The following is a 23,805-nucleotide window of genomic DNA, read 5'->3' as shown; positions in this document are numbered from 1 at the left end:
GGTCTGCGCCCAGGCTGGGGCCGCCACCGTCATCGCGAGCGCCAGGCCGGCCCCCGCTAGAATATTCAAGAGTTTAAACTTCATTGGGTTGTCCGCTAACGAGGGTGGGGTTTCAAAGAGCTTCGGCGTCGATTTCGCCGGTCCGTACGCGGACCACCGAATCAAGCGTGTAGACAAAGATCTTGCCGTCGCCGATCTGTCCGGTCTGAGCGCTTTGCTGGATTGCCTCGACGACGCGCGGGACAGCTTCGTCCGACACGGCGAGTTCGATCTTTAGCTTCGGAAGAAAGCTGACCGCGTATTCGGTGCCGCGGTACACCTCCGTATGGCCCTTCTGGCGGCCATAACCCTTCACTTCACTCACCGTCAGGCCTGAGACGCCCGCAGCGGACAAAGCGTCCCGGACCTCGTCGAGCTTAAACGGCTTGATGATTGCCATCACAATTTTCATGCGCATTCCCTTCGTCTCCCCACCGGGCGTTCGGAGGCCCGACAGCGGTCGGCTGGTCAGTTGATTACAAGAGCTGTGCCAACCCTGTGGGCCGGTTTTGCCCGTTAGATATACACCGCAACAGCCTACGGGTTAAGCAAATGCATAGTTTTTAGGCGATATCGAACGCAGCTCTGCACAGCGGTGTGCATCCGCAGGCCAACCTCATGCTATGCGCCGCCAATCGCTGCGCATAGAAGGGATTGCGGGCGTACACGACCTTGAGGAAATAAAATGGCGCATTGGCTGTTCAAATCAGAACCGAACACATGGAGCTGGGACGATCAGGTCGCCGCCGGCAAGTCCGGAACCGAGTGGGACGGTGTGCGCAATTATCAGGCGCGCAATATGATGCGGCAGATGAAAAAGGGCGAGCGCGGATTTTTCTATCATTCGGTCAATGAAAAGCAGATCGTCGGCATTGTGGAAGTGGTGGCAACCGCACACCCCGACAGCACCGATGACAGCGGCAAATGGGAATGCGTCAACATTCGCGCGATCAAACCCCTGACATCGCCTGTCTCGCTGGACATGGCGAAGGAGACCGAAGCACTCGGCGAGATGGTCCTCGTCAACAATTCGCGCCTTTCGGTGCAGCCGGTCACCGATGCCGAATGGGCCGAAGTGCTCAAACTCGCCCAGACCAAGGCGTGACCCCGGCCGCATTCGTTCTCGAAAACACGGTGCTTCAGGCGCCCTCGCTGGTCCCCGAGATCAAGCTCCACCTCGCGGACGATGCGCTGCCCCTCTGGCACAAGACGGAAGACGAGCTGGCGCGGATCGGCCTGCCGCCACCGTACTGGGCGTTTGCGTGGGCCGGCGGCCAGGCGCTCGCCCGCCACATACTGGACACGCCGAGCCTCGTCGCCGGCCGCACCGTGCTCGACATCGGTTCCGGCAGCGGCCTTGTCGCCATTGCCGCGGCCATGGCCGGGGCGGCCCGTGTGGCCGCCAACGAGATTGACGATTTCGCGCTCGCCGCCATTGCCGTCAACGCCGAAGCCAACGGCTATGCCATCGCCATCGAAAGCGGCGACCTTCTGGACGACACCGCCGACGCGGATCTCGTGCTGGTGGGCGACCTCTTTTACGAAAAGCCGCTGGCGACCCGCACCCTGGCCTACCTGCGCCGGGCCCAGCGCGCCGGTGCCGCCGTGCTGGTGGGCGACCCCAGCCGCTCCTACCTCCCCAAGGAGGTTCTCAGCCCGGTTGCCACCTACAACGTGCCCACACCCCGCGCGCTGGAGGATGCCGACATCAAGCGCACCACGGTCTGGCGCCTCGCCGACGGGGCTTGAGGAAGACCGCCGGCAGCGCCGGGGCGGGCAGGGCGGTTCGCGCAACGATTGCCGGTGGCCGGACCGCGGGCTACGCTTTGCCGCCAACCGGAGCATGTGATGCGCGCCAAATCCACCAGAAACCGCCGGCAGCCCGCGGTGACGTCCGCATGAGCCTTGCCGAACGCGCGATCCGTGAAGTGATCGACCGCCACGACGCCTTCGTGACCTGGTTCACCGACGGGACGGACCCCGCGGTGATGACCGCAATCACGGCCTCGTTCGCGCCCACCATGGTGGCGTTCGGACCGGACGGGACGGCAACTCACCACGCCGCGTTGCTGGAGGTCCTCGAAGGCGGGCGCGCCGCGCGGCCGGCGGACTTCACCATCACCATTGCGGATCCCGAGGCGCTGTGGGCGAACGACACCGCCGCCCTCATCACCTACGTGGAACACCAGAGCAGCGGCACGACGCGGACGGCCCGGCGGTCCACCGCCCTGTTCACCGCCGACGAAACGGCGCCCAACGGTGCCCTCTGGCAGCATGTCCACGAAACGTGGATCGATACCGGCGCTCAAGCCGGCTGATCACGCCGCGTCGTGAAAGATGACGCCCAGCGTCATCCGCTCGCCGCTGCGAAGGCGGCTCACGCCATGGCGCATCCGCACCCGGTGGTCGCCTCTGGCCCCGCGCCGGGGGCGCTCCGCGGTGGCAAACAGCGCGCCTTCGCCAAAGCCGAGCGGCACCACCTCCGCACGCGATTGCATCCGCGGCCGCTGCTCGGTCAGCACCAGCTCGCCGCCATCGAACGTCGCCGGATCGGTCAGCAGAACCACAAGCTGGAGCGGAAACGACACCGCACCATAAAGGTCCTGATGGAGGCAATTATAATCGCCCGCCTGATATTTGAGGAGGAGGGGGGTCGGCTTCGTCTGTCCCGCGTCGTGGCAGCGCTCCCGCATGCCGGCAAGCGTTTCTGGCACGGGCGCGGTGCCGAGCCGTCCGGCCCAGCGGTTTGCCGTGCGCGCGGCGTGGGGGTACACCGCCGCCCGCAATGATGCGACCGCGTCAGGCAGCGGATTGTCGAAATATTTGTACTCGCCCGAGCCGAAGCCATGCCGCGCCATCACCACGCGGCTGCGGAATGCGGCGGTCTCGTAGGAGGCGGCCAGCGCGCGGCAGACTGCGGGCGTCAACAGCGGGCCGGTCCGCGCCACGCCGTATTCGTCAAGCTCGGCGTCAATCCGGGGCCAGTCCAGCGCATCGATCTCAGGCTGCATGGCCGCGCTCCGCCTCAATCAGCGCGGCCTTTTTCGGCACGCCCCAGCGGTACCCGGCCAGCGATCCGTCGGCCCGCACCACGCGGTGGCAGGGAATTGCGACGGCAATTCCGTTGGCCCCGCAGGCCCGCGCCACCGCCCGGTGCGCTGTGGGGGCGCCGATGGCCCGCGCAATCTCCGCATAGCTTGCCGTGGTTCCCACCGGAATGCGGCGGAGCGCCGACCACACCCGCTCCTCGAATGCTGTCCCGCGAATGTCGAGCGGCAGTTCCGCCGCAAGCCGCGGCTCGGCAACCGCGGCCAGAACCCCAACCATGAATTTTTCAAAATCCGCGCCGCCGTCCACCACAATGGCATGCCGGAACCGGGCCTCGATGTCCGCACGCCCTTCGGCGGCGGTGTCACACAGCACGATGCCGGCAATGCCGACGCGCGAGAATGCCGCAGTCACGACACCAACCGCACTGGGCCCGCTTGCAAGCACAATCACCTCGCCGCGGCCGCCCGCTGCCATTGCTGCCGGCGCCACGCCGAAACGGGTGGCCACAAGGTCGTAAAAGCGCGACAGGCTTTCAAAGCCCGCGCGGAAGGCGGCATCGGTGACAGCGCCGCCCTCGGCCAACGCCGTCACCACGCGCCGTGCCCGGTGGGCTGCGCCGTAGGCTTTCGGCGTCACGCCGGTGTGCGCCTTGAAGATGCGGTGAAAGTGGTGCTGGCTGAGGCCGGCGCTTGCCGCAAGTTCGGCAAGGGGCGGCGTCCGATCCGCCGCCTCGATGGTACGGCAGACGGCCTCCACCGCAAGAGCGTCGCGCTGGGCCTTGGACATTTCGCCCGGCTTGCAGCGCTTGCACGGGCGGTAGCCCGCCGCCACCGCCTCCCGCGGCAGCCGGAATTCGAACACGTTGCGCCGCAGCGCCTGCCGCGAAGGGCAGCTGGGCCGACAATAGACCCCTGTGGTGACCACGGCGTAGACGAACGCGCCATCAGCAGCGCCGTCGCGGGCTTCAATCGCCCGCCATGCGGCATCAGACACAGCCATCCCGGCTCTCGTTCCTGCAACCATGGTCCGTCCCTCCGGCGTTCTGGAGAGTGTTGTGCCGCACGGCAATAATGTCGCGACACCCGATTCTTGCGCCCGAATTCGGGCGGCCGGTCAGCGCCCGTCCTGACAGACGATCCGCAGCATCACATCCTGCGCCACCGGAATCGACAGCGCGGGCCGGGTGCGCGTGGCAAATACCGCCGCCGCCACCGCAGCCGAAACGGTGCGCAGCCGCGCCGGGGTCCACCGGTCGAGAATGCGTGCACCAGAAGACTTGCGCGGGCCATAAAGCGGCGGGCGGATCCCTTCCACCGCGCGGCCGGGCGCAGTGCCCGCAGCCACGGCCGCTGCCGCAATTTCAAAACCCTGCAGCGCCCACTGCGCGTTCATCAGCAATGTCACCGCATGGCTGTCCTGCTTGAGAACGCGGGGCAGGAGCACCGCTAGCCGGTCCCGCTGGCCGAGCAGCGCAGCATCCACCACCTCGCTCATTTCGGTGACCGACACGTCCCCCACCACGGCATCCACGTCGGCCAGCGTCAGCCGGTCGCCGCTGGCGGCATGAAGGCACACCTTGGCAACTTCGCTGCGCGAGGCGCCACGATCCGCACCGAGCCGCTCGATCAGCGCGGCGCGGGCCTCCGCATCCACCTGAAGGCCGAGCGAGGCCGCTTCCTCGTCCACCATCCGCTCCAGGTCGCGCACACTGTCGGCCGGGCAATAGATCGCCAGCGCCGCCTTTGCCGCCTCGGCGTCCTTGCGCAGGCCGACGCCTTTCCTGAGGTCGCCGGCTTCGATCAGGACCACGGCGTCGGTCGGGGGATCGGCAAGCAGCGGCGCGACGGCCGGGGCAAGATTCTTGCCGCCCGCATCGCGCACCCAGACCAGCCGTTTATCCCCGAACATCGACACCGTGCGCGCTTCATCGGAAAGACGGCCCGCCTCGCCGGTGATGGCGGACGCATCGAGCCGGACCACGGCAAACGGGTCCGATGAAGCGTCGAACAATTTTGCGATGCTGGCGGCTGTTTCGGTGACCAGCCCGCGATCGGGCCCGAACACGACAATCACCGGCGCCAGTGCGTCGATCGAGGTCAGCCGCCGGCCGACCTCGGACGCGCGCAGCGTGCTCACGCGCCCCGCTTGGCCGCGAAGTAGGCGGCAATCCGTGCGCCGATATTCTGCGCCATGATCTTGGCCGCCCGCGTGCCCGCATCGCGTTCGGCCCGCACGTTGGAAAAGCGCTGGGACGAAAAGTCGTAGGATGCGGTGGCGTTCGACGAGCCGGTCAGCAGCGTCTTGCCGGTCGCGATCTCGGACAGGATGAACGTGCTGTTGAGCGTCAGAAGAACGGCGGCGGGCAGGTCTTCCTCCAGCTCGATGGCCAGCGGATCGGTGGCCGCATCCTCGATGATCCGGAGGCGGTAAAGCTCCTGGTCCGGTCCGCCGCCATCGCCGCCGAACAGGAACATCAGCTCGTTGCGGATCTCCTGGCCCACCCGGTTGCCCGGTGGATCGATGACAATGGCCTTCAGATCGGGCACCGGCGACAGCGCGCCACCCGCGCCGCCCGCATAATAGAGCGGACGCACGTTGCACCCGGCAACGCCAAGCGCCACCGCTGCGATCAGAAATCCCCTACGCGACCACATTGACGATCCGTTTCGGCACGATGATGACCTTGCGCGGCGCGCGGCCGTCCAGATGCTTCTGAACCTCCTCCAGCGCGAGCGCGGCCTTCTCGATGTCGTCGTTGGCTGCATCCATCGCCACCGTCACCTCTCCGCGCTTCTTGCCGTTCACCTGCACCGGCAGCGTAACCCGGTCTTCCACCAGGAGCGAGGGGTCGAATTCGGGCCAGGGCGCAGCGGCGGCAAAACCCTCGTTGCCAAGCAGCGTCCAGCATTCTTCGGCCAGATGCGGCATCATCGGCGCAAGGCAGCGGATCATCCGGTCGATGCTGTCGCGGTAGACGGCGCCGGGCGTCTTGTCCTCGGAGATCGCGGCCTGCAGCGCGTTGGTCCACGCATAAAGCCGTGCCACGGCCCGGTTGAAGCCAAGACCCTCGATGTCCGCGCCAATGTCGCGAATGGCTGCGTGGGTCGCCTTGGTCAGCGCCGCGCCATCACCGCTGGCGGACTTGCCAAACCGCTCCTGCGCCTCGTGGATCAGCCGCCAGACGCGCTGAACGTAGCGGTGCGCCGCGTCGACACCCGCGTCGGTCCACTCGATATCGCGCTCCGGCGGGGTATCGGACAGCATGAACCAGCGGGCGGTGTCGGCGCCATAGTTGGCGATGATCTGGTCCGGATCGACCACGTTCTTCTTCGACTTCGACATCTTCTCGACGCCGTAGCTGAACGCTGGCGTGAGTGCGTCCTTGGTCATGTCGACCAGCCACTTGCCGGCGTCCTGCGCCCGAAGCGGATGGTTGGGCGAGAACCATACGGGCCTTTCGAACAACGGCGTCGCGCCATTTTCGGCAAAGACGGCAGCATAGGCGGCGCGGGTGGCCTCTGGCGCATCGTTCAGCCAGTGGATCATCGCATCGCCATCAATCGCGGGGTCACCGTCCAGCCGGCGCGCCGCCTCGACCTGCATGGCGTAGCGCGCCTTCAGCCGCTCGGCTTCCTCCGGCGTGGCGGGCCGGACATCTTCCGGCGGCAACCATTCGCGCAAGACACCGCCGAAGGTTTCGTGCGTCACCATCCCTTGCGTGAAGAGGCCCGCAAACGGCTCGGGCCGCGAGCCGAACCCGGCCTTGTCCACCGCACGCATGAAGAAGCGCGAATAAAGAAGGTGCAGGATCGCATGCTCGATGCCGCCGATGTACTGGTCCACCGGTACCCAGTGCTCCATCGCATCCTTGTCGATGGGGGCATCGGCATCGGGCGCGGCAAAGCGGGCGAAATACCAGGACGAGTCCACGAACGTGTCCATGGTGTCGGTTTCGCGCCGGGCAGCGGCACCGCAGGACGGACAGTCCACCTTCGACCATGTAGGATGACGGTCGAGCGGGTTGCCCGGCACGTCGAACGTCACGTCGTCCGGCAGTTTTACCGGGAGCTGGTCGTCTGGCACGGGAACGATGCCGCATGCCTCGCAGTGGACCACCGGAATGGGGCAGCCCCAGTAGCGCTGGCGCGAAATGCCCCAGTCGCGCAGGCGGTAGTTCACCTTGCGCGTGCCCTGCGGCGCGCCATCCAGCTGGTGGGCTTCCATCTGATCGGCCACTTCGGCCTTCGCGTCCGGAATGGAAAGCCCGTTCAGAAACTCCGAATTGAAGATCACGCCGTCGCCGGTATACGCCTCCTTGCCGACGGCGAAATCGACACCGGCATCGCGCGGACGAACCACCGGCCGGACCGGCAGCTCGTACTTGCGGGCAAAGTCGAGGTCGCGCTGGTCGTGCGCGGGACAGCCAAAGATGGCGCCCGTGCCGTAGTCCATCAGCACGAAGTTTGCGATGTAGACCGGCAGCGTCACCGTCTCGTCGAACGGGTGAGCCACCCGCATCCCGGTGAGGTAGCCCTTTTTCTCCGCACGCTCGATGTCGGCGGCGGACGTGCCCATACGCTGGCACTCGGCAATGAAGGCTGCCGCTTCGGGGCTGTTCTGCGCAATCGCCGCCGCCAGCGGGTGGCCGGGCGAAATGGCCATGAACGAGGCGCCGAAAATGGTGTCCGGCCGGGTGGTGAACACCTCCAGCGTGGTCTGATCGTCCGGCGAGGGCGCCGTGAACGCAAAGCGCAGGCGCAAGCCTTCGGAGCGGCCGATCCAGTTGCGCTGCATCAAGCGCACCTTGTCCGGCCACCGTTCCAGCCCGTCCAGTGACTCCAGAAGGTCCTCGGCAAAGTCGGTGATCTTGAAGAACCACTGCGACAGTTCGCGCTGCTCCACCAGCGCGCCGGAGCGCCAGCCGCGCCCGTCGATCACCTGCTCGTTGGCCAGCACCGTCATGTCCACTGGGTCCCAGTTGACGCGCGCGGTCTTGCGGGTGACGAGGCCCGCATCGAGGAAGGCATTAAACAGGCGCTGCTGCTGGTGGTAGTAGGCGACGTCGCACGTGGCGAACTCGCGGCTCCAGTCGAGCGAGAGGCCCATGGACTTCAGCTGCGCGCGCATTGCGGCAATGTTGGCGTAGGTCCACTCGGCCGGGTGGACCTTGTTCTGCATCGCGGCATTTTCCGCCGGCATGCCGAACGCGTCCCACCCCATGGGGTGCAGCACGTTGAAGCCCCTGGCGCGGCGGTAGCGCGCGACCACATCGCCCATGGTATAATTGCGCACATGGCCCATGTGGATGCGGCCCGACGGGTACGGGAACATCTCCAGCACGTAGTATTTCGGGCGGCTGTCGGCGTTGTCTGTGCGATATAGGTTCGCGTCGTCCCAAGCGCTGCGCCACTTGGCTTCGGTTGCGGGCGCGTTGTAACGCTCAAACGTACTCATGTTTCGGACCGGATTCTTGATGCGGGGCGGACCATGGGTGAGCTTTTGCCCACGGTCAATGTTGGAACAACCACTCTATGAGCGAACATCGTGTCGGTGAGGAAGTCGCGCAACGGTTGGCAGCCGTGCGCCAGTCGATTGCCGAGGCTGCGGAAGCCGCTGGCCGGGCCGATCCGGTCGATCTGGTGGCCGTGACGAAAACCTTCGATGCGGACCACATCCGCCCTGCGCTGGAGGCTGGCCAGCGGATGGTCGGCGAGAACCGCGTGCAGGAGGCCGGGGGCAAGTGGCCCGCGCTGCGTGAGGAATTTGACGGCATTGAGCTGCATCTTCTCGGCCCGCTCCAATCCAACAAGACCAAAGACGCGGTGGAGCTGTTCGACGTGATCCAGAGCGTCGACCGCGAGAAGATCGCGAACGCCATCGCCAAGGCCGCCGACAGCGTGGGCCGGATGCCGCGCTGCCTTGTGCAGGTGAACATCGGCAACGAACCGCAGAAGGCCGGCACCTTGCCGGACGAGACGGCAGCGCTGGTGGAGCGCTGCCGGGCGCTGGGGCTGACGGTCGACGGCCTCATGGCCATCCCCCCGGCCGACCACCCCCCCGGTCCCTATTTCGAGGCTCTGACGGCCCTCACAGCCGCCTGCGGCCTCAGCGACACGTCAATGGGCATGTCGGGCGACTACCGCGAGGCCATCGCCCACGGGGCGCGGTGGGTCCGCGTCGGGTCTGCAATCTTCGGCAGCCGGCCGCCGATCCGCTAGAGCCAGCGGCGGACGTTGCTGGCATAAGCCTGGTAGACACGGCCGAACGCCTTGTAGAGACGCTCTTCCTCGGTGCGGATAAAGGCCCTTTGGAGGATCATTCCCAGGGGAATGGCGAGCAGTGCCGCGAACGGTTGCCGGAAGGCAAACGCGAAACCGACGACAGCAAGGCAATCGGCCGCGTAGATCGGATTGCGGCTGAGTGCGAAGGGGCCGCGCGTCACCAGCGCGGCAGGCTCGCGGTCGGGCAGCACCGTCGTCATCGATTTGCGCAGCACATAGACCGACCACAGCGAGATGACGACGCTGAGCGAGATCAGCAGCCAGCCGACAAAAATGGTTTCCGCATTGCCGAACTGCCAGAACTGCGCGGCGGCAAATGCCAGCGCAATGAACAGCGCGGTCCACACCGGCGGCCAGATCCGCATGGTCGCCATCAGCTTTCGCCGAGCATCCGGCAGACCTCGTCGAGCTGGTCGAGCGAGGTATAGCGGATGGTGAGCGTGCCGCTTTCATCCGCGTTGTGGGCAAGCTTGACGGGCAAGCCGAGCCTGTCGGTCAGGCGCTTGGTCAGGGCGCGGGTGTTGGCGTCGTCCGCAGGCTTCGGTTTGGGCTCCTTCGGCACGCGGTTCGCCTGGGCGGCCACCAGCGCCTCCGTGGCGCGCACCGAAAGGCCGCGGCTGATCACTTCATCCGCCAGCGCCTCGGCGTTATCGGCGCCAATCAAGGCGCGGGCGTGCCCTGCGGTGAGGGACCCGTCGGCAACGCTGGCGCGGATCGACGGCGGCAGATTGAGAAGGCGGAGCGTGTTGGCCACATGGCTGCGGCTCTTGCCGATCAGCTTGGCAAGGTCCTCCTGGCGGTGGCTGAACTCGGCCATCAGACGCTGGTAGCCGTTCGCCTCCTCGATGGAATTCAGTCCCTCGCGCTGGATGTTCTCGATCAGCGCCAGCTCAAGCGCCTCTCCCGCCGTCACGTTGCGCACCAGCACCGGCACCTGGTGAAGCCCGGCGCGCTGCGCCGCACGCCAGCGCCGTTCACCGGCGATGATTTCGTAGTGCCCGTCGACCACCCGCACCACAATGGGCTGCATCATCCCGTGGCGGGCAATGGACTGCGCCAGCTCCTCCAGCGGCTCATCCTCGAAACTGGAGCGGGGATTATGCGGGTTGGGCGCCAGCGATTCGATCGGCACCTGCTTGGAGTTTTTCGATTCGCGCTGGGGCCCGGCACCAGGCGTGTCGGCATCGCCCAGCAGCGCGGACAGGCCGCGGCCGAGCCGCTTGCGCGTGTCGGGCCGGGCGCTCGCCTTGGCGTCGCCCTCAGCCTTCTGTTCGGCGTTCGCCATCAGGCAACTCCCATCTTCTGTTCGCGGTCGATGAGTTCGGACACCAGGCGGAGATAGGCCTGGCTGCCGGCGCACTTCAGGTCGTAAAGGAGCGCGGGCTTGCCATAGGACGGCGCCTCCGAAAGGCGCACGTTCCGCGGGATCATCGTTTCGTAAACCATATCGCCCATATGCGCCCGAACGTCCGCCACCACCTGATTGGCGAGGTTGTTGCGGGCGTCGTACATGGTCATGACGATGCCGTGCAGCTTTAACTCCGGGTTAACGCTTTCACGAACTTCCCCGATGGTCCGCATCAGCTGCGACAGGCCTTCCATCGCAAAGAATTCGCACTGAAGCGGCGCCAGAATTGCGTGGGCCGCCGCGAGCGCGTTGACCGTGAGCATGGTGAGCGACGGCGGGCAGTCGATCACAACGTAGCGCGGGCCTTCGGGCAGCGACGCGATGGCCTCGCGCAGGCGGACCGCACGGTCTTTCTCGCCCGATAGCTCGATGTCGATCGACAGGAGATCCATCGTCGCGGGGGCCAGCGAGAGGTGAGGGACGGACGTCTCGCGGATGGCTTCGGCCAGCGTCGCATCACGGGTGAGAACATCGTAGGTGCTGACGGGGCGGTCGTCGGAGTGGATGCCGAGGCCGGTGGAGGCATTGCCCTGGGGGTCAAGGTCGATCAGGAGGACGCGTTCACCCAGCGCCGCCAGCGCGGTGGCGGTGTTGATGGCCGTGGTGGTCTTGCCCACGCCGCCCTTCTGGTTGGCGACGGCAATGACGCGGGGCCGTGGTGGCAGCATCGTTACACCCTCACAAGGTTGGTCACGGCAAGGACGGCACCGTCCGGATCGGTCTGGCTCGGGTGCGCTGTCACATCGAAGCGATGGTCCGAGACCGCCTCGATTTCAGTGCCAGCGTCCCGGCCCTTTGGAAAGAGCCCCAGCGTGTCAGGCCCGAAAAACGGCTCGGACAGCGCCAATAGCTTGTGGAGAGGCGCCAGCGCGCGCGCCGAGACCACGTCGTAGGTGTCCGCCGCCAGCGCTTCGGCCCGGTGCGGCTCCACCTTCGCATCGAGCCCGCAATCGGCCACCACGCGCAGGAGAAACGCGGCCTTTTTGCGGTTGGATTCCACCAGCGTCATTACCGTCTCCGGCCTTGCGATGGCGACCACCAGACCCGGAAAACCGGCGCCTGCACCAAGGTCGATCCAACGCCTGCCGCGCCCCTCTGCCAGCGCCACCACCTGAAGGCTGTCGGCAATGTGGCGGGCCCAGATCCGCTCGCGGTCCGCCGCGCTGACAAGGTTGGAGACCGCGCCCCACTGATCCAATGCGCCCACAAACCTTTCCAGAAGGTCAAAACGCGCTGGCTCCAGCACCGCCCGGATTTTCTCGCGGGCGGATTGTTCTTCCGCGCTTGGGGTTTTGACGGACCCGTTCATGCAGCCGCCCGCCGAGCATGAGCGGCAATGAGTGCAAGACCGGCAGCCGTCATTCCCGAAATCCGGCGCGCTTCACCGATGGTGGCGGGACGGCGGGCCGCGAGCTTCTGTTGCAGTTCGGTGGACAAGCCGGGGATTGGTGCGCCCACCAGCACGGGTGGAATGCGGATTCCGTCGGAAGCGGCTTCCCCTGCGGCTTCGCGCGATTGGCGTTCGGTGTGGACCCGGTAGAGCGCATCGGCAAAGACGGTTTCCCGCACGGCACGGGGGAGGGCGCCAAGGGCGGGGGCAAGGGCGATGACCGCGGGCCATCCACCTTCTTCGTGGGCGAGAATGTCCGTCCCCGTCCGCTTCTTGCCGTCCTCCTTGAAGCGGATGCCGTGGGCAGCCGCCTGCTGCGGTGTGAGCGTGAGCGCCGCGAGTGCGGACAGCGCCTCGGCCTTGAGGCGCTCCTTCTCGCGCAGAGCCGCCATCCGACCGGCACTCACCAGACCGACCGTATCGCCCCACGCAGTCAACCTGTCGGCCGCATTGTCCGCGCGGAGGGTGAGGCGGTGCTCGGCGCGGGAGGTGAACATGCGGTAAGGCTCGTCGACACCGTTGGAGATGAGATCGTCGATCATCACGCCGGTGTAGGCATCGCGGCGCGACAGCGCCACGCCATCGCTGTCGCCGGCGCGGCGGGCTGCGTTGAGCCCCGCCATCAGCCCCTGCGCCCCGGCTTCCTCGTAGCCCGTCGTGCCATTGATCTGGCCCGCCAGATAGAGGCCGGGGAATGCGCGCACCTCCAGCGTCGGGTCCAGCGCGCGCGGGTCGATCATGTCGTACTCGATGGCGTAGCCAGGCTGCACGATGGCAGCGTTTTCGCAGCCGGGCATGGAGTGGACCATCGCCAGCTGAACGTCCTCCGGCAGTGAGTTGGAAATCCCGTTGGGGTAGATGAGATCGCTCGTCAGCCCCTCCGGCTCCAGAAAGATCTGATGGCTGTCGCGGTCGGCAAATCGCACAACCTTGTCTTCGATGGAGGGGCAGTAGCGGGGCCCCACCCCGGTGATGTGCCCGGCATACATGGCGGACCGCTGAAGGTTGGCGCGGATCAGCGCGTGCGTCGCTTCCGTGGTGCGGCTGACGTGGCAGGGCCGCTGCGCAATGGCCGTGCGCGTTGTTTCTTCGGCAAAGAAGGACGGGTCATCGTCACCCAGTTGCTCGGGAAGATCGCTGAAATTGATGGTCGAGGCCGCGAGGCGAGGCGGGGTGCCCGTCTTGAGACGACCCATGGGAAGGTCCGCCGCCCGCAGGCGCTCTGCCAGCCTGGACGCGGCGGCTTCGCCCATGCGACCCGCAGGCCAACGCTTGTCGCCAAGGTGAATGATGCCGCCTAGGAAGGTGCCGGTGGTCAGCACAACGGCGGCCGCATTCAGCACTGTGCCATCCGCCAGCACAACTCCGCAGACCACGCCGCCGTCCACCACAAGGTCGGCCGCTTCGCCGGCTACGACACTCACCCCCGGCGCGGCGGCGATGGTGGCTTGCATCTCGGCGCGATAAACGGCGCGATCGACTTGCGCGCGGGGGCCTCGCACGGCAGGCCCGCGGCTTCGGTTAAGAAGGCGAAACTGGATGCCTGACGCATCGGCAACGCGGCCCATGGCGCCATCCAGCGCGTCGATCTCTCGCACGAGATGACCTTTGCCGATGCCGCCGATGGCCGGGTTGCAAGAAAGGCGGCCGGTCGCATCCGGATCAAGGGTGAGGAGGGCGACCTTCGCGCCAACGCGCGCAGCCGCCAGCGCCGCCTCGCACCCGGCATGACCACCACCGACAACCACCACATCATGTTTCACGTGGAACATTCCTCGACTGGACGATCCAGATACCGGCGCCGGATGTTTCACGTGAAACACGGGCTGCAATCACTTACCGATGCAGAACCGACCGAACACATCATCGAGGATGTCTTCCACCCCGATGTCTCCTGTCAAGCGTCCGACGGCATGACAAGCCGACCGGAGCGCCTCTGCCTTCATCTCAAGATGGGGCGAGTCCGTCGCCTCTGCCAGCGCCGCCGCAATCTCTTCACACGCTGAGCGTTGGCGAGCACGGGTGATGAGCGCGGCTTCCGATCCGGCCATGCCTCTCGCCGCCGCTTCTGTCAGGCGGGCTGCCAGCGCTTCTATGGATGCGGGATCTGCAAGGCTGGTGGCAAGGTCGGCATCGGCGGGGCGGAGGTCCGACTTGTGGGCGATCCGGAGGTCGGCAGAAGGGAGTCTGAGGGGGATGGTGTCCGGGCTTGTGACTTCGACAATGAAGTCCGCAGCCTCAATCTCCGCGCGGGTGCGGGCAATGCCCATCGCCTCCACCCCGGCCGCGCCCTCACGCACGCCCGCAGTGTCCGCAATCACCACACGGTAGCCGCCAAGGTCCAGCGTGGTGGCCACAACGTCGCGCGTGGTGCCTGGCTCGTCTGATACCAGCGCAATAGCGCGACCGGCGAGCGCGTTGATAAGGCTGGATTTTCCAGCATTCGGCGGACCAGCGAGGACGATGCGGAAGCCGTCCGCCAGCTTGTCGGCATCACGGCTGCCAGCAAGAGCCGCGGCAATTTCTGCGGCGACGGGGGCGATGGCCTGTTCCACCGGGGGGCCGCCATCAGGAATGTCGCTTTCGTCCGCAAAGTCGATATGTGCCTCGCACAGGGCAAGCGCTGCAATGAGAGCGGCGCGCCAGCCACTGATCGCCGACGTGAGGGCACCGCCAGCCAGCCGGACTGCCCGGCGCCGTTCTGCCTCCGTGCGGGCGTCGATGAGTTCGGCCAGCGCCTCTGCATCGGCAAGGCCCATGCGGCCGGACAGGACGGCCCGCATGGTGAACTCGCCGGGTTCGGCAACGCGCACACCGGGGAGGGCGACGGCCTCGGTCAGCATCCGGTCCACCACCGCAGGGCTGCCGTGACAATGATACTCGACCATGTCTTCGCCGGTGGCGCTGGCGGGACCGGGAAAGGCGAGGCAGAGGGCCTGGTCGATCACCGCGCCGTCGGACGGTGCGGTGAGGGTCCGCAGCGTCGCGCGGCGCGGCGGCAGAGCGGGCGTGCCGAAGCGTTGTGCCACAGCCATCGCGTCCGGCCCGGAAATGCGCAGGATCGCGATCCCGCTGGGTGGCGGACCGGACGAAAGCGCCACTATGGTACCCGTGAAGCGTGTCACGATGGAGAGCCCGACGCATGACGGAAAACCGGCTGAAGCACTCGGCGAGCCCCTATCTGTTGCAACACGCAAACAACCCCGTTGACTGGTGGCCCTGGTGCGACGAGGCCCTTGCCACCGCAGAAAAATCCGGCAAGCCCATTCTCCTGTCCGTCGGTTATGCCGCGTGCCACTGGTGCCACGTGATGGCCCACGAAAGTTTTGAGGACGAGGATACTGCGCGCGTGATGAACGAGCGCTTCGTCAACATCAAGGTCGACCGCGAAGAACGGCCCGATATCGACCAGATCTATATGGCAGCGCTCCACGCCACGGGCGAGCAGGGCGGATGGCCGCTGACCATGTTTCTGACCGAAAAGGCCGAACCCTTTTATGGCGGCACCTATTTTCCGAATGTCGCCCGCTTCGGCCGCCCGCGCTTTGTGGACGTGCTGACCGCCGTCGCGGACTCCTACGCGGCCGGCGCGGAGATTGTGAGCGGAAATGCCGAAATACTGCGGCAGCATCTGATGCAGACCCAGGCGCCGGGAGAACTGCCGGCGGATGCGCCCGAGAAGGCCGCGCGGCAGTTGTTGACCGTGATCGACCCGGTCCACGGCGGGACACGCGGTGCGCCGAAATTTCCCAATGCGGGGCTGTTCGAGGTGCTCTGGCGGGCCTACGCGCGGTCCGGCGAAGAGGCTTATCGCGATGCAGTGCTGCGCTCGGCCAACCGCATTGCCATGGGCGGGATCTATGACCATGTGGGCGGCGGTTTTGCCCGCTATGCGGTGGATGAGCGCTGGCTGGTCCCGCACTTTGAAAAAATGCTCTACGACAACGCCCAGCTGATCGGCCTGATGAGCGACGCGTTTTGTGTAACCGGCGATCCGCTCTATCGCGCGCGGATTGCCGAGACCATCGCATGGGCCGAGCGGGAGATGGCCGTGGACGGGCTGTTCGCCGCCAGCCTCGATGCGGACTCCGAGGGCGAGGAGGGGCGGTTCTACGTCTGGTCCGCTGCCGAAATTGCCGAGGTGCTGGGCGCGGAGGCGGAGGCGTTCATGGCCGCTTACGCCGTGACGCCGGGGGGAAACTGGGAGGGCACCAATGTGCTCAACCGCCTCGCCACCGACACGCTGGGTGATCCCGCCACCGAAGACGCGTTGGCGCAAAGCCGGCAGGCACTCCTCGCGCGCCGCGAGACACGCCCGCGCCCCGGCCGCGACGACAAGCTCCTCGCCGACTGGAACGGACTGATGATTGCCGCCCTCGCCAAAGCCGGCGCTTCGCTTGCTGAGCCCGCGTGGCAGAACCGCGCCGCGGACACCTATGCCGCCGCGAAGGCGACGTTTGGCAGCGGGGCACGGCTGGTTCATGCGGTGCGCGGCGAAGCGCGGTCGACCCAGGGGTTTGCGCTCGATTATGCCGGGATGATTCATGCGGCGCTGGCGCTTCATGCGGCCGGGGTCGGCGACGGCACGGCCCTGCTTACGGATGCGATCGCGTGGGTGGATACGCTGGAGACGCACCATGTGGCCGAGCATGGCGGCTACCACTGGACGGCGGACGACGCACCGGCGCTGATCGTGCGGCCGGATTCGCCGATGGACGAAGCCGTCCCCAACGCCAACGGGCTGATGGTCAAGAACCTGGCCACCCTCTGGACCCTCACCGGAGACGAACGGTTCGAGAGCATCGCGCTGCGGATCCTGCGCGCCCATGCCCGCGCGGCGGCACAAAATGTGTTCGGCTGCGCAAGCCTCTTCAACGGGCAGGATCAGCTTGAGCGGCTGGCCACCGTCACCGCCCTCGGTGCGCCGCGGCTGCTGGCGGCTGTTCGCGGCTCCGGGCACCCGGCTGCCATTGCGGTGGAGGCGGCCCCGCCAGGCTCCCCGGCAGACGGCATTGCATTGCCCGCGGGCGAAGCAATCGTCTGCCGCAGCGGTGTATGCTCACTGCCGACGGGCGATGATGAAGCACTGCGCCAGACACTATGGCGCGCGCAGTTATAGTGAGAATTTTACTTGAAATTTCGTTTGATAAAGCAGTCTATTCTGCTGCGATACGTGGTGTATCTTCGGAATCGTCAAGATCTTTCCATATGGAGAACTTGAAGGTCGCCATGAAAGTGGCGTGGGCCTCGCGCTCTGCCTCGGTGAGCCGGGGCGCGAGCGGGGCGGGTCGCGGTGGGTGCTTGACCGCGATGCCGCCGGAATTGCTGCGGCCGCTGTCCGCGCCCAGCACGAACGTCGCCTGCCGGCCGCCGGTGAGTTCCAGGTAGACTTCGGCCAGAAGTTCGGCGTCGAGCAAGGCGCCATGCTTGGTGCGGCGGGAGGCGTCCACGCCGTAGCGCGAGCAGAGCGCATCCAGCGAGTTGGGACCGCCGTGCTTGCGACGGGCGATCTGCAGCGTATCCACCACCTGATGCTGGCCGATGGTGGGCAGGTTGCAGCGCGCAAGCTCTGCGTCGAGAAAGCCCACGTCAAAACTGGCATTGTGGGCGACCAGATTGTCGTCGCCCAGGAAGGCAGCGAACCCGGCTGCGACCTCGGCAAATTTCGGCTTGTCGGCCAGGAATTCGGCGGACAGGCCGTGGACGCGGAACGCCTCGTCCGGCATGTCGCGCTCGGGATTGATGTAGACGTGAAACGTGTTGCCGGTGGGAATGGCGTTCAGAACCTCGACCGCGCCGATCTCGACAACGCGGTCACCGCCATTGGCGTTGAGGCCCGTGGTTTCGGTATCGAGGATGATCTCGCGCAAGGTGCTCTCCCGGTCCGCCCCAATATGCCACATCGGGGCGCGGGCGTGGAGCCGTCTGCCCCGCGCTCCCCGATGTTATTGCCGCCTTAACCGAACTGCAGAAGGGCGCGGCGGACAGCACCCACCTCGGCGCGGGTGGCAGCCAGGCCGTGCGCCGTGTCGATGATGAAGTGGGCGCGGCGGCGCTTGTCCGCGTCCGGCATCTGCTTGGCGCGGATCGCCTCGAATTTTTCCGCCGTCATGCCGGGGCGGGTGATGACGCGCACCTTCTGCACCGAGGCCGGGGCGGATACGACGGCAATGGCGTCCATCTCCTCGTCACGCCCGGTTTCGAACAGGAGCGGCACGTCGATCACCGCAATGCGGGCGCCGCTTTCCTGTGCCTTTTCGAGCGCGCGGGCCTGCTCTTCGCGCACCATGGGGTGGACGATGGCCTCGAGCCGCTTCAGCGCTGCGGGGTCGCCGAGCACGGCAGCCGACAGAGCCTTGCGGTCGATGGCGCCATCTCTGGCGGTACCGGGAAAGGCCGCCTCCACTGCATCCACCGCGGGCCCGGCATAAAGGGCGTGAACGATGGCGTCGGCATCGATCACGGCATCGCCGCAGTCGGCGAACATCTTAGCCGTGGTGGATTTGCCCATGCCGATGGAGCCCGTCAGGCCAAGGCGGATCACAGCGTTGCCACGACCTTGGCCCGCAGCGCCGCGTCCACCTCCGGCTTGATGCCGAACCAGCGCTCAAAGCCCAGAGTTGCCTGATGGAGCAGCATTCCGAGACCGTCGACCGCCACGAGGCCACGCGAACGGGCCGCCGCCAGCAAAGCGGTTTCCAGCGGATTATACACAATGTCCGCCACCACTGCCGAGGCGGGGAGGGGGGACAGATCGATGTCGAGCGGGTCGATGCCGGCCATCCCGCGGGTGGTGGCATTGATGAAGACGCCGCAACCCGCCATCGCGTCCGCAAGGTCTGTCAGGGGAATGGCGGCGGCCCCGGTGCTGGCCGCAATTGATTCTGCCTTGGCGAGCGTGCGGTTGGCGACCGTTACCGCGCAGCCGGTGGCGCGCAGCGCGTCTGCAATGGCAAGAGCTGCCCCGCCTGCGCCCAGAATGAGCGCGGGGGCATTGCTGTCCCGCCAGGCGGGCGCCGCGGCATCGAGGCTGGCGACAAAGCCGGGACCGTCGCTCGATGTCCCGCACACCACGCCGTCTGCCCGCCACAACGTGTTGGCGACGCCAAGCCGCGCACCGGCCCCTTCCAGCTTGATGTGGGCCGCCGCCGTGCGCTTGTGCGGCACGGTGACGTTCACGCCGGCCCACTCTGCCGGCAGCTCGGCGAAAAAGGAATCGGCATCCTCCGGTGCAACCGGGATCAGCTCATACCGGGCATCGACGCCGTAGCGCTCGAACCAGTGCGCGAAGATGGCCGGCGAACGCGTATGCTTGACCGGCCACCCGGCGACACCCACCCGGATCATTCGTAGGCGTCCGACAGGGCGGATCGGTCGTGCCGCTTGTCGGTCAGGAGCGCGACGATGGCAGCGGCGGTCTCTTCGATGGAGCGGCGTGTCACATCTATCAGCGGCCAGCCGTTTTCGGCGCAGAGCTTGCGGGCGAACGTGATCTCCTTGGCGACTTCCTGGCGATTGACGTAGGCCGACGAGATCTGCTCGTTGCTCATGGTCAGGACGCGGTTTTCACGCAAGGCCACAATCCGCTCGGGGGAAGCGGTGAGGCCCACCACCAGCGCCGTCTTCGCCTGAAAGATGTTGGGCGGCATGGCAAGGCCGGTGACGATGGGCAGGTTGGTGGTGCGCACCCCGCGGTTCGCGAGATAGATCGAGGTGGGCGTCTTGGACGTGCGCGATACGCCCACCAGCACGACGTCGGCGTCATCTATGTTGTCGGGCAGGGCGCCATCGTCGTGCCGCATGGCGAAGTTGAGCGCCTCGATCCTGCGGAAATACCCGGCATCCAGCGAGTGCTGCGCCCCCACCCGCGCCGCCTTCTGGACGTTGAGGTAGGACTGGAACACCGCCACCAGCGGGTCCAGCACGTCGATGCAGGGAAGGCCCAGCTCGCCGCACTTGGCCTGCAAGCGTTCCAGCACCTGCGGGTCCACCAGCGTGAACATGACGATGCCCGGCGCATCCTCGATTTCCGACAGCACACGGTCGATCTGACGGTCGGAGCGGACGAGGGGATAGATGTGCTCGATCGCCTCCACCTCCTCGTAGCGCGCGACGGCCGCGCGCGACGCCGTCATCAGCGTTTCGCCCGTGGAATCGGACACGAGATGAACGTGCACGAATGTGCGTTTACGGTTCACAGCCACCACCTCAACCTGGGGAGGAATATTGAACAACTCGTGCCGTCACCGGGCTTGCGGCGCAAGGGTGTGAACAACCCCTTCCGCCGTCCACCACTTCATCCAACGGGCAAGTGCGGTGGAAAAGACGCGTTCGAACGTTGCACGGATGCGACCGGCTCGCGGTTTTTCAGCACCATTCCACACGGTTACCGTCATTTATGCTGAATGGCTTGACCGACAAACGGGCAGGGCGGCTGCGGCGATCACAGGGCTTGCGCGGATCTGCCGGAACATGTGAACTCTTGGGACCAATCCCCGCCCTGAGGCCGAGCCTTGATACCCAGCTTTATGTTCGGCGCGTCATCCCCGACACTCACGGTCCAACAACAACAACACCCTATAAACATTAAGAATTGATAAATGATGGAAGACGGTTCGATCCGCCCTCTCCTCCTGGGAGCACTTTCGGGGAAATCAACGCAGCCAACCCCGGTTTGGTTCATGCGCCAGGCTGGCCGCTACCTGCCCGAGTATCGCAAGCTGCGAACCCAGGCCCCGAGCTTCCTGGACTTCTGCTACAACCCCGATCTCGCGGTCGAGGCGACGCTCCAGCCCATGCGGCGCTATGCATTCGATGCGTCGATCATCTTCTCCGACATCCTCGTCCTGCCCCATGCGCTGGGCCAGGAGGTCTGGTTCGTGGAAGGCGAAGGGCCGCGGCTCACACCGCTTGCGGACCCGGCATCGCTGTCCTTCGACGGGTTCGATGCCCATCTGGCTCCGGTCTACGAAGCGCTCCGCCGCCTTCGGGCCGAGCTGCCGCGCGAAAAGGCCGTGCTCGGCTTCGTCGGTGCCCCGTGGACGCTGGCGACCTACATGATCGCCGGCCAGGGCGGCCGCGAGCAGTGGCCCGCGCGCACGTTCGCCGCCCGTGAACCCCAGCGCATGAAGGCACTGGTGGATACGCTGGTGGAGGCCTGCACGCGGCACCTGGTGGCGCAGATCGAGGCGGGCGCGGATGCGGTGCAGATCTTCGACAGCTGGGCCTCGTCACTGGACGAGCGCGGCTTTCGCGAATGGTCGATCGAGCCGATTGCGCGGATAGTGCGGGGAGTACGGGCACAAAAGCCGGGCGTGCCGATTATCGGCTTCCCCCGCGGGGCCGGCTTCGGCTACGAGCCGTTCTGCGAGGAAACGGAGGTGGACGGCGTGTCGCTGGACTGGACGGTACCGATGAGCGCGGCGCAGCGGCTTCAGGCGAAGGGCGTTTGCGTGCAGGGCAACCTCGACCCGGCCCGGCTGAAGGAGGGCGGCGCGCAGCTAGATGATGCCGTCACCCACATCTGCGAGGCGCTGAAGGGTGGCCCGTTCATCTTCAACCTTGGCCACGGCATCTCGCTGGAAACGCCGCCCGAGAACGTCACGCAGGTGATCGACAAGGTGAAGGCGCTCACGTCGTGACGTATCTCTGGATCAAGGCGCTGCATGTGCTGGCGATCATCTCGTGGATGGCCGCGCTCCTCTATTTGCCGCGGCTGATGGTCTACCACACCAAGGCGGAAACGGGATCGGTCCAGTCCGAGACCTTCAAGACCATGGAGCGGCGACTTCTGCGCGGGATTGCGCTGCCTTCGATGGTGGTGGCATGGGCAACCGGGCTCACCATCGCCACCATGTCGGGCGCATGGTCCCAGCCGTGGTTTCACCTGAAGCTGGCGGCAGTCATCGTCATCACGGCGATGCACATGGCCAATGCCGCCTGGGTGCGCGGCTTCCGCAACGACGCCAACACCCACTCGGAAAAATTCTACCGGATCATGAACGAAGTGCCTGCGGTGTTCATGGTGGTGGTCGTCGTCGCAGTCATCGTCAAACCGTTCTGAAGGCTTTTTTGCGGCGGGGGCTTGCGTTTGGCCGGGTGCATTCGTATTATCCCGTCGCAACCGGCTCTGCCCGCCTCGCGTTGACGCTCCCCTCTGCAGCGTTTGGCCGGCCCTCCCGCCTGATTTCGGTTCCCAATCCTTACAAGTTTCCCAGCGCCGCGCTGGCACCCGGACATGCCCATGCAAGAAATGAAGCTCCGCGACCTCAAGGCGAAAAGCCCTGGCGACCTCATTGCGTTCGCCGAGGAACAAGACGTGGAGAACGCTTCGACGCTCCGAAAGCAGGAGCTGATGTTCGGCATTCTCAAGCAACTGGCTGAGAAGGATGTCGACATTATCGGCGAGGGTGTCGTCGAGGTTTTGCAGGACGGTTTCGGCTTCCTGCGCTCCCCGGATGCCAACTACCTGCCCGGGCCGGACGATATCTACGTCAGCCCCAGCCAGATCCGCCGCTTCTCGCTGCGGACCGGCGATACGGTCGAAGGGCAGATCCGCTCGCCGAAGGATGGCGAACGCTATTTCGCCCTCCTCAAGGTCAACACCATCAACTTCGAGGATCCGGAGGCTGCGCGCCACAAGATCCACTTCGACAACCTGACGCCGCTCTACCCCGAAGAGCGCTTCAACATGGAAGTGGACGGCCCGCCCACCAAGGATTTCTCCAGCCGCATCATCGACCTGGTGGTTCCGCTCGGCAAAGGCCAGCGTGGGCTGATCGTGGCACCGCCCCGCACCGGCAAGACGGTGCTGCTCCAGAACATCGCAAAATCCATCACCGCCAACCATCCGGACTGCTACCTTATCGTCCTCTTGATCGACGAGCGGCCCGAGGAAGTGACGGACATGCAGCGCTCCGTGCGCGGCGAGGTGGTGTCCTCCACCTTCGACGAACCGGCCGCCCGCCACGTTGCGGTGGCCGAAATGGTGATCGAAAAGGCCAAGCGCCTGGTGGAGCATGGCCGCGACGTGGTCATCCTGCTCGACTCCATCACCCGCCTCGGCCGGGCCTACAACACCGTCGTGCCGTCGTCCGGCAAGGTGCTGACCGGTGGTGTGGATGCCAACGCATTGCAGCGCCCCAAGCGCTTCTTCGGTGCGGCCCGCAACATCGAGGAAGGCGGTTCGCTGTCCATCATCGCCACCGCGCTGATCGACACTGGCAGCCGCATGGACGAGGTGATCTTCGAGGAGTTCAAGGGCACGGGTAACTCCGAAATCATCCTCGACCGGAAGATCTCTGACCGCCGCGTGTGGCCGTCCATCGACATCCAGCGCTCCGGCACCCGCAAGGAAGAGCTTCTGGTGCGCAAGGAGGACCTCAAGAAGGTCTACGTCCTGCGCCGGATCCTCAACCCGATGGGCTCCGTGGATGCCATCGAGTTCCTGCTCGACAAGCTGCGGCAGACGAAAAACAACGCCGAATTCTTCGATTCGATGAACACCTGACCGGCGCACCGGCGGCGGGCTGAAACAGCGAAGGCCGTCGCCCCGAGGTGGCGGCCTTTTTGATTTGCGGCGCCCAATTGCGCAGGGTCAACGACATGGACCGGTTTTCCGGTCCATCCATGGGATG

24 protein-coding genes are annotated in these 23,805 nt (G+C 66.0%); 8 read left to right on the top strand and 16 right to left on the bottom strand.

From position 1 onward, the window contains the following. Positions 1 to 112: 112 nt before the first annotated feature. Positions 113 to 451, bottom strand: coding sequence for a P-II family nitrogen regulator (locus tag RDV64_RS07880; protein WP_309199455.1), 339 nt, complete (start codon positions 449 to 451; stop codon positions 113 to 115). A gap of 273 nt (positions 452 to 724) precedes the next feature. Between RDV64_RS07880 and RDV64_RS07875 the strand changes: the two genes are divergently transcribed. From RDV64_RS07875 to RDV64_RS07865, 3 genes are all read left to right on the top strand, one after another. Next, on the top strand, positions 725 to 1,144 hold the full coding sequence (locus tag RDV64_RS07875; protein ID WP_309198726.1) for an EVE domain-containing protein: 420 nt from the start codon (positions 725 to 727) through the stop codon (positions 1,142 to 1,144). Then, positions 1,105 to 1,788, top strand: a complete 684-nt coding sequence (locus RDV64_RS07870) for a 50S ribosomal protein L11 methyltransferase (RefSeq protein ID WP_309198725.1) — start codon at positions 1,105 to 1,107, stop codon at positions 1,786 to 1,788. The genes RDV64_RS07875 and RDV64_RS07870 overlap by 40 nt, the downstream gene beginning before the upstream one ends. Before the next feature lie 149 nt (positions 1,789 to 1,937). Continuing rightward, the gene (locus RDV64_RS07865; protein ID WP_309198724.1) at positions 1,938 to 2,357 is read left to right on the top strand and encodes a hypothetical protein; all 420 of its coding nucleotides are present in this window, start codon (positions 1,938 to 1,940) and stop codon (positions 2,355 to 2,357) included. On the opposite strand, the gene RDV64_RS07860 is transcribed toward RDV64_RS07865, so the two are convergent. The 5 genes from RDV64_RS07860 to leuS form a co-directional block, all read right to left on the bottom strand. Then, complete coding sequence (locus RDV64_RS07860; RefSeq protein ID WP_309198723.1) at positions 2,358 to 3,050, bottom strand: 2OG-Fe(II) oxygenase; 693 nt, start codon at positions 3,048 to 3,050, stop codon at positions 2,358 to 2,360. It abuts the gene before it with no gap. Next, positions 3,040 to 4,089: a bifunctional DNA-binding transcriptional regulator/O6-methylguanine-DNA methyltransferase Ada gene (gene ada, locus RDV64_RS07855; RefSeq protein WP_309198722.1), complete on the bottom strand. Its 1,050-nt coding sequence runs from the start codon at positions 4,087 to 4,089 to the stop codon at positions 3,040 to 3,042. The genes RDV64_RS07860 and ada overlap by 11 nt, the downstream gene beginning before the upstream one ends. A gap of 114 nt (positions 4,090 to 4,203) precedes the next feature. After that, positions 4,204 to 5,226, bottom strand: a complete 1,023-nt coding sequence (gene holA, locus RDV64_RS07850) for a DNA polymerase III subunit delta (RefSeq protein WP_309198721.1) — start codon at positions 5,224 to 5,226, stop codon at positions 4,204 to 4,206. After that, complete coding sequence (gene lptE, locus RDV64_RS07845) at positions 5,223 to 5,744, bottom strand: LPS assembly lipoprotein LptE (RefSeq protein ID WP_309198720.1); 522 nt, start codon at positions 5,742 to 5,744, stop codon at positions 5,223 to 5,225. Before lptE ends, holA begins: the two co-directional genes overlap by 4 nt. Then, complete coding sequence (leuS, locus tag RDV64_RS07840; RefSeq protein WP_309198719.1) at positions 5,731 to 8,544, bottom strand: leucine--tRNA ligase; 2,814 nt, start codon at positions 8,542 to 8,544, stop codon at positions 5,731 to 5,733. Before leuS ends, lptE begins: the two co-directional genes overlap by 14 nt. A gap of 77 nt (positions 8,545 to 8,621) precedes the next feature. On the opposite strand from leuS, the gene RDV64_RS07835 reads away from it, so the two are divergent. Then, positions 8,622 to 9,308: a YggS family pyridoxal phosphate-dependent enzyme gene (locus tag RDV64_RS07835; protein ID WP_309198718.1), complete on the top strand. Its 687-nt coding sequence runs from the start codon at positions 8,622 to 8,624 to the stop codon at positions 9,306 to 9,308. Here RDV64_RS07835 and RDV64_RS07830 read toward each other — a convergent pair. Genes RDV64_RS07830 through mnmE form a run of 6 tightly spaced genes read right to left on the bottom strand, consistent with a single transcriptional unit; the run spans position 9,305 to position 15,294 of the window. Continuing rightward, positions 9,305 to 9,745: an isoprenylcysteine carboxylmethyltransferase family protein gene (locus RDV64_RS07830; RefSeq protein ID WP_309198717.1), complete on the bottom strand. Its 441-nt coding sequence runs from the start codon at positions 9,743 to 9,745 to the stop codon at positions 9,305 to 9,307. The genes RDV64_RS07835 and RDV64_RS07830 overlap by 4 nt on opposite strands. Continuing rightward, positions 9,745 to 10,656: a ParB/RepB/Spo0J family partition protein gene (locus tag RDV64_RS07825; protein ID WP_309198716.1), complete on the bottom strand. Its 912-nt coding sequence runs from the start codon at positions 10,654 to 10,656 to the stop codon at positions 9,745 to 9,747. Before RDV64_RS07825 ends, RDV64_RS07830 begins: the two co-directional genes overlap by 1 nt. After that, positions 10,656 to 11,447, bottom strand: coding sequence for a ParA family protein (locus RDV64_RS07820; protein WP_309198715.1), 792 nt, complete (start codon positions 11,445 to 11,447; stop codon positions 10,656 to 10,658). Before RDV64_RS07820 ends, RDV64_RS07825 begins: the two co-directional genes overlap by 1 nt. A 2-nt stretch (positions 11,448 to 11,449) precedes the next feature. Further along, a complete protein-coding gene (gene rsmG / locus RDV64_RS07815) occupies positions 11,450 to 12,088 on the bottom strand; it encodes a 16S rRNA (guanine(527)-N(7))-methyltransferase RsmG (RefSeq protein ID WP_309198714.1) in 639 nt (212 codons plus the stop codon). Then, positions 12,085 to 13,941 (bottom strand): tRNA uridine-5-carboxymethylaminomethyl(34) synthesis enzyme MnmG, encoded by a 1,857-nt coding sequence (gene mnmG, locus RDV64_RS07810; RefSeq protein ID WP_375143799.1) that lies wholly within the window; start codon positions 13,939 to 13,941, stop codon positions 12,085 to 12,087. Before mnmG ends, rsmG begins: the two co-directional genes overlap by 4 nt. A 60-nt stretch (positions 13,942 to 14,001) precedes the next feature. Next, entirely contained in the window at positions 14,002 to 15,294 is a 1,293-nt protein-coding gene (mnmE, locus tag RDV64_RS07805) for a tRNA uridine-5-carboxymethylaminomethyl(34) synthesis GTPase MnmE (protein ID WP_309198712.1), read from the bottom strand. Positions 15,295 to 15,311: 17 nt separating this feature from the next. Between mnmE and RDV64_RS07800 the strand changes: the two genes are divergently transcribed. Continuing rightward, positions 15,312 to 17,288, top strand: a complete 1,977-nt coding sequence (locus tag RDV64_RS07800) for a thioredoxin domain-containing protein (protein WP_309198711.1) — start codon at positions 15,312 to 15,314, stop codon at positions 17,286 to 17,288. A 37-nt stretch (positions 17,289 to 17,325) separates the two neighbouring features. On the opposite strand, the gene dnaQ is transcribed toward RDV64_RS07800, so the two are convergent. The 4 genes from dnaQ to RDV64_RS07780 form a co-directional block, all read right to left on the bottom strand. Continuing rightward, complete coding sequence (dnaQ, locus tag RDV64_RS07795; RefSeq protein ID WP_309198710.1) at positions 17,326 to 18,039, bottom strand: DNA polymerase III subunit epsilon; 714 nt, start codon at positions 18,037 to 18,039, stop codon at positions 17,326 to 17,328. Between the two features lie 86 nt (positions 18,040 to 18,125). Then, entirely contained in the window at positions 18,126 to 18,713 is a 588-nt protein-coding gene (coaE, locus tag RDV64_RS07790; RefSeq protein WP_309198709.1) for a dephospho-CoA kinase, read from the bottom strand. Further along, complete coding sequence (locus RDV64_RS07785; protein ID WP_309198708.1) at positions 18,710 to 19,516, bottom strand: shikimate dehydrogenase; 807 nt, start codon at positions 19,514 to 19,516, stop codon at positions 18,710 to 18,712. Before RDV64_RS07785 ends, coaE begins: the two co-directional genes overlap by 4 nt. Beyond that, positions 19,513 to 20,367 carry a pyruvate, water dikinase regulatory protein gene (locus RDV64_RS07780; RefSeq protein ID WP_309198707.1) on the bottom strand — a complete coding sequence of 285 codons (855 nt, stop codon included), beginning with the start codon at positions 20,365 to 20,367 and terminating at the stop codon, positions 19,513 to 19,515. The genes RDV64_RS07785 and RDV64_RS07780 overlap by 4 nt, the downstream gene beginning before the upstream one ends. Before the next feature lie 402 nt (positions 20,368 to 20,769). Here RDV64_RS07780 and hemE point away from each other — a divergent pair, with 402 nt between their 5' ends. The 3 genes from hemE to rho all read left to right on the top strand — a co-directional run bounded on the left by hemE (position 20,770) and on the right by rho (position 23,678). Continuing rightward, entirely contained in the window at positions 20,770 to 21,810 is a 1,041-nt protein-coding gene (gene hemE / locus RDV64_RS07775) for a uroporphyrinogen decarboxylase (protein ID WP_309198706.1), read from the top strand. Further along, on the top strand, positions 21,807 to 22,232 hold the full coding sequence (gene hemJ / locus RDV64_RS07770) for a protoporphyrinogen oxidase HemJ (RefSeq protein WP_309198705.1): 426 nt from the start codon (positions 21,807 to 21,809) through the stop codon (positions 22,230 to 22,232). Before hemE ends, hemJ begins: the two co-directional genes overlap by 4 nt. Before the next feature lie 180 nt (positions 22,233 to 22,412). Continuing rightward, positions 22,413 to 23,678, top strand: coding sequence for a transcription termination factor Rho (rho, locus tag RDV64_RS07765; RefSeq protein ID WP_309198704.1), 1,266 nt, complete (start codon positions 22,413 to 22,415; stop codon positions 23,676 to 23,678). Positions 23,679 to 23,805: the final 127 nt, after the last annotated feature.

It is taken from the genome of Acuticoccus sp. MNP-M23, from assembly GCF_031195445.1.
GTDB lineage: Bacteria > Pseudomonadota > Alphaproteobacteria > Rhizobiales > Amorphaceae > Acuticoccus.
This window is presented reverse-complemented; position numbering and strand designations above follow the sequence as displayed.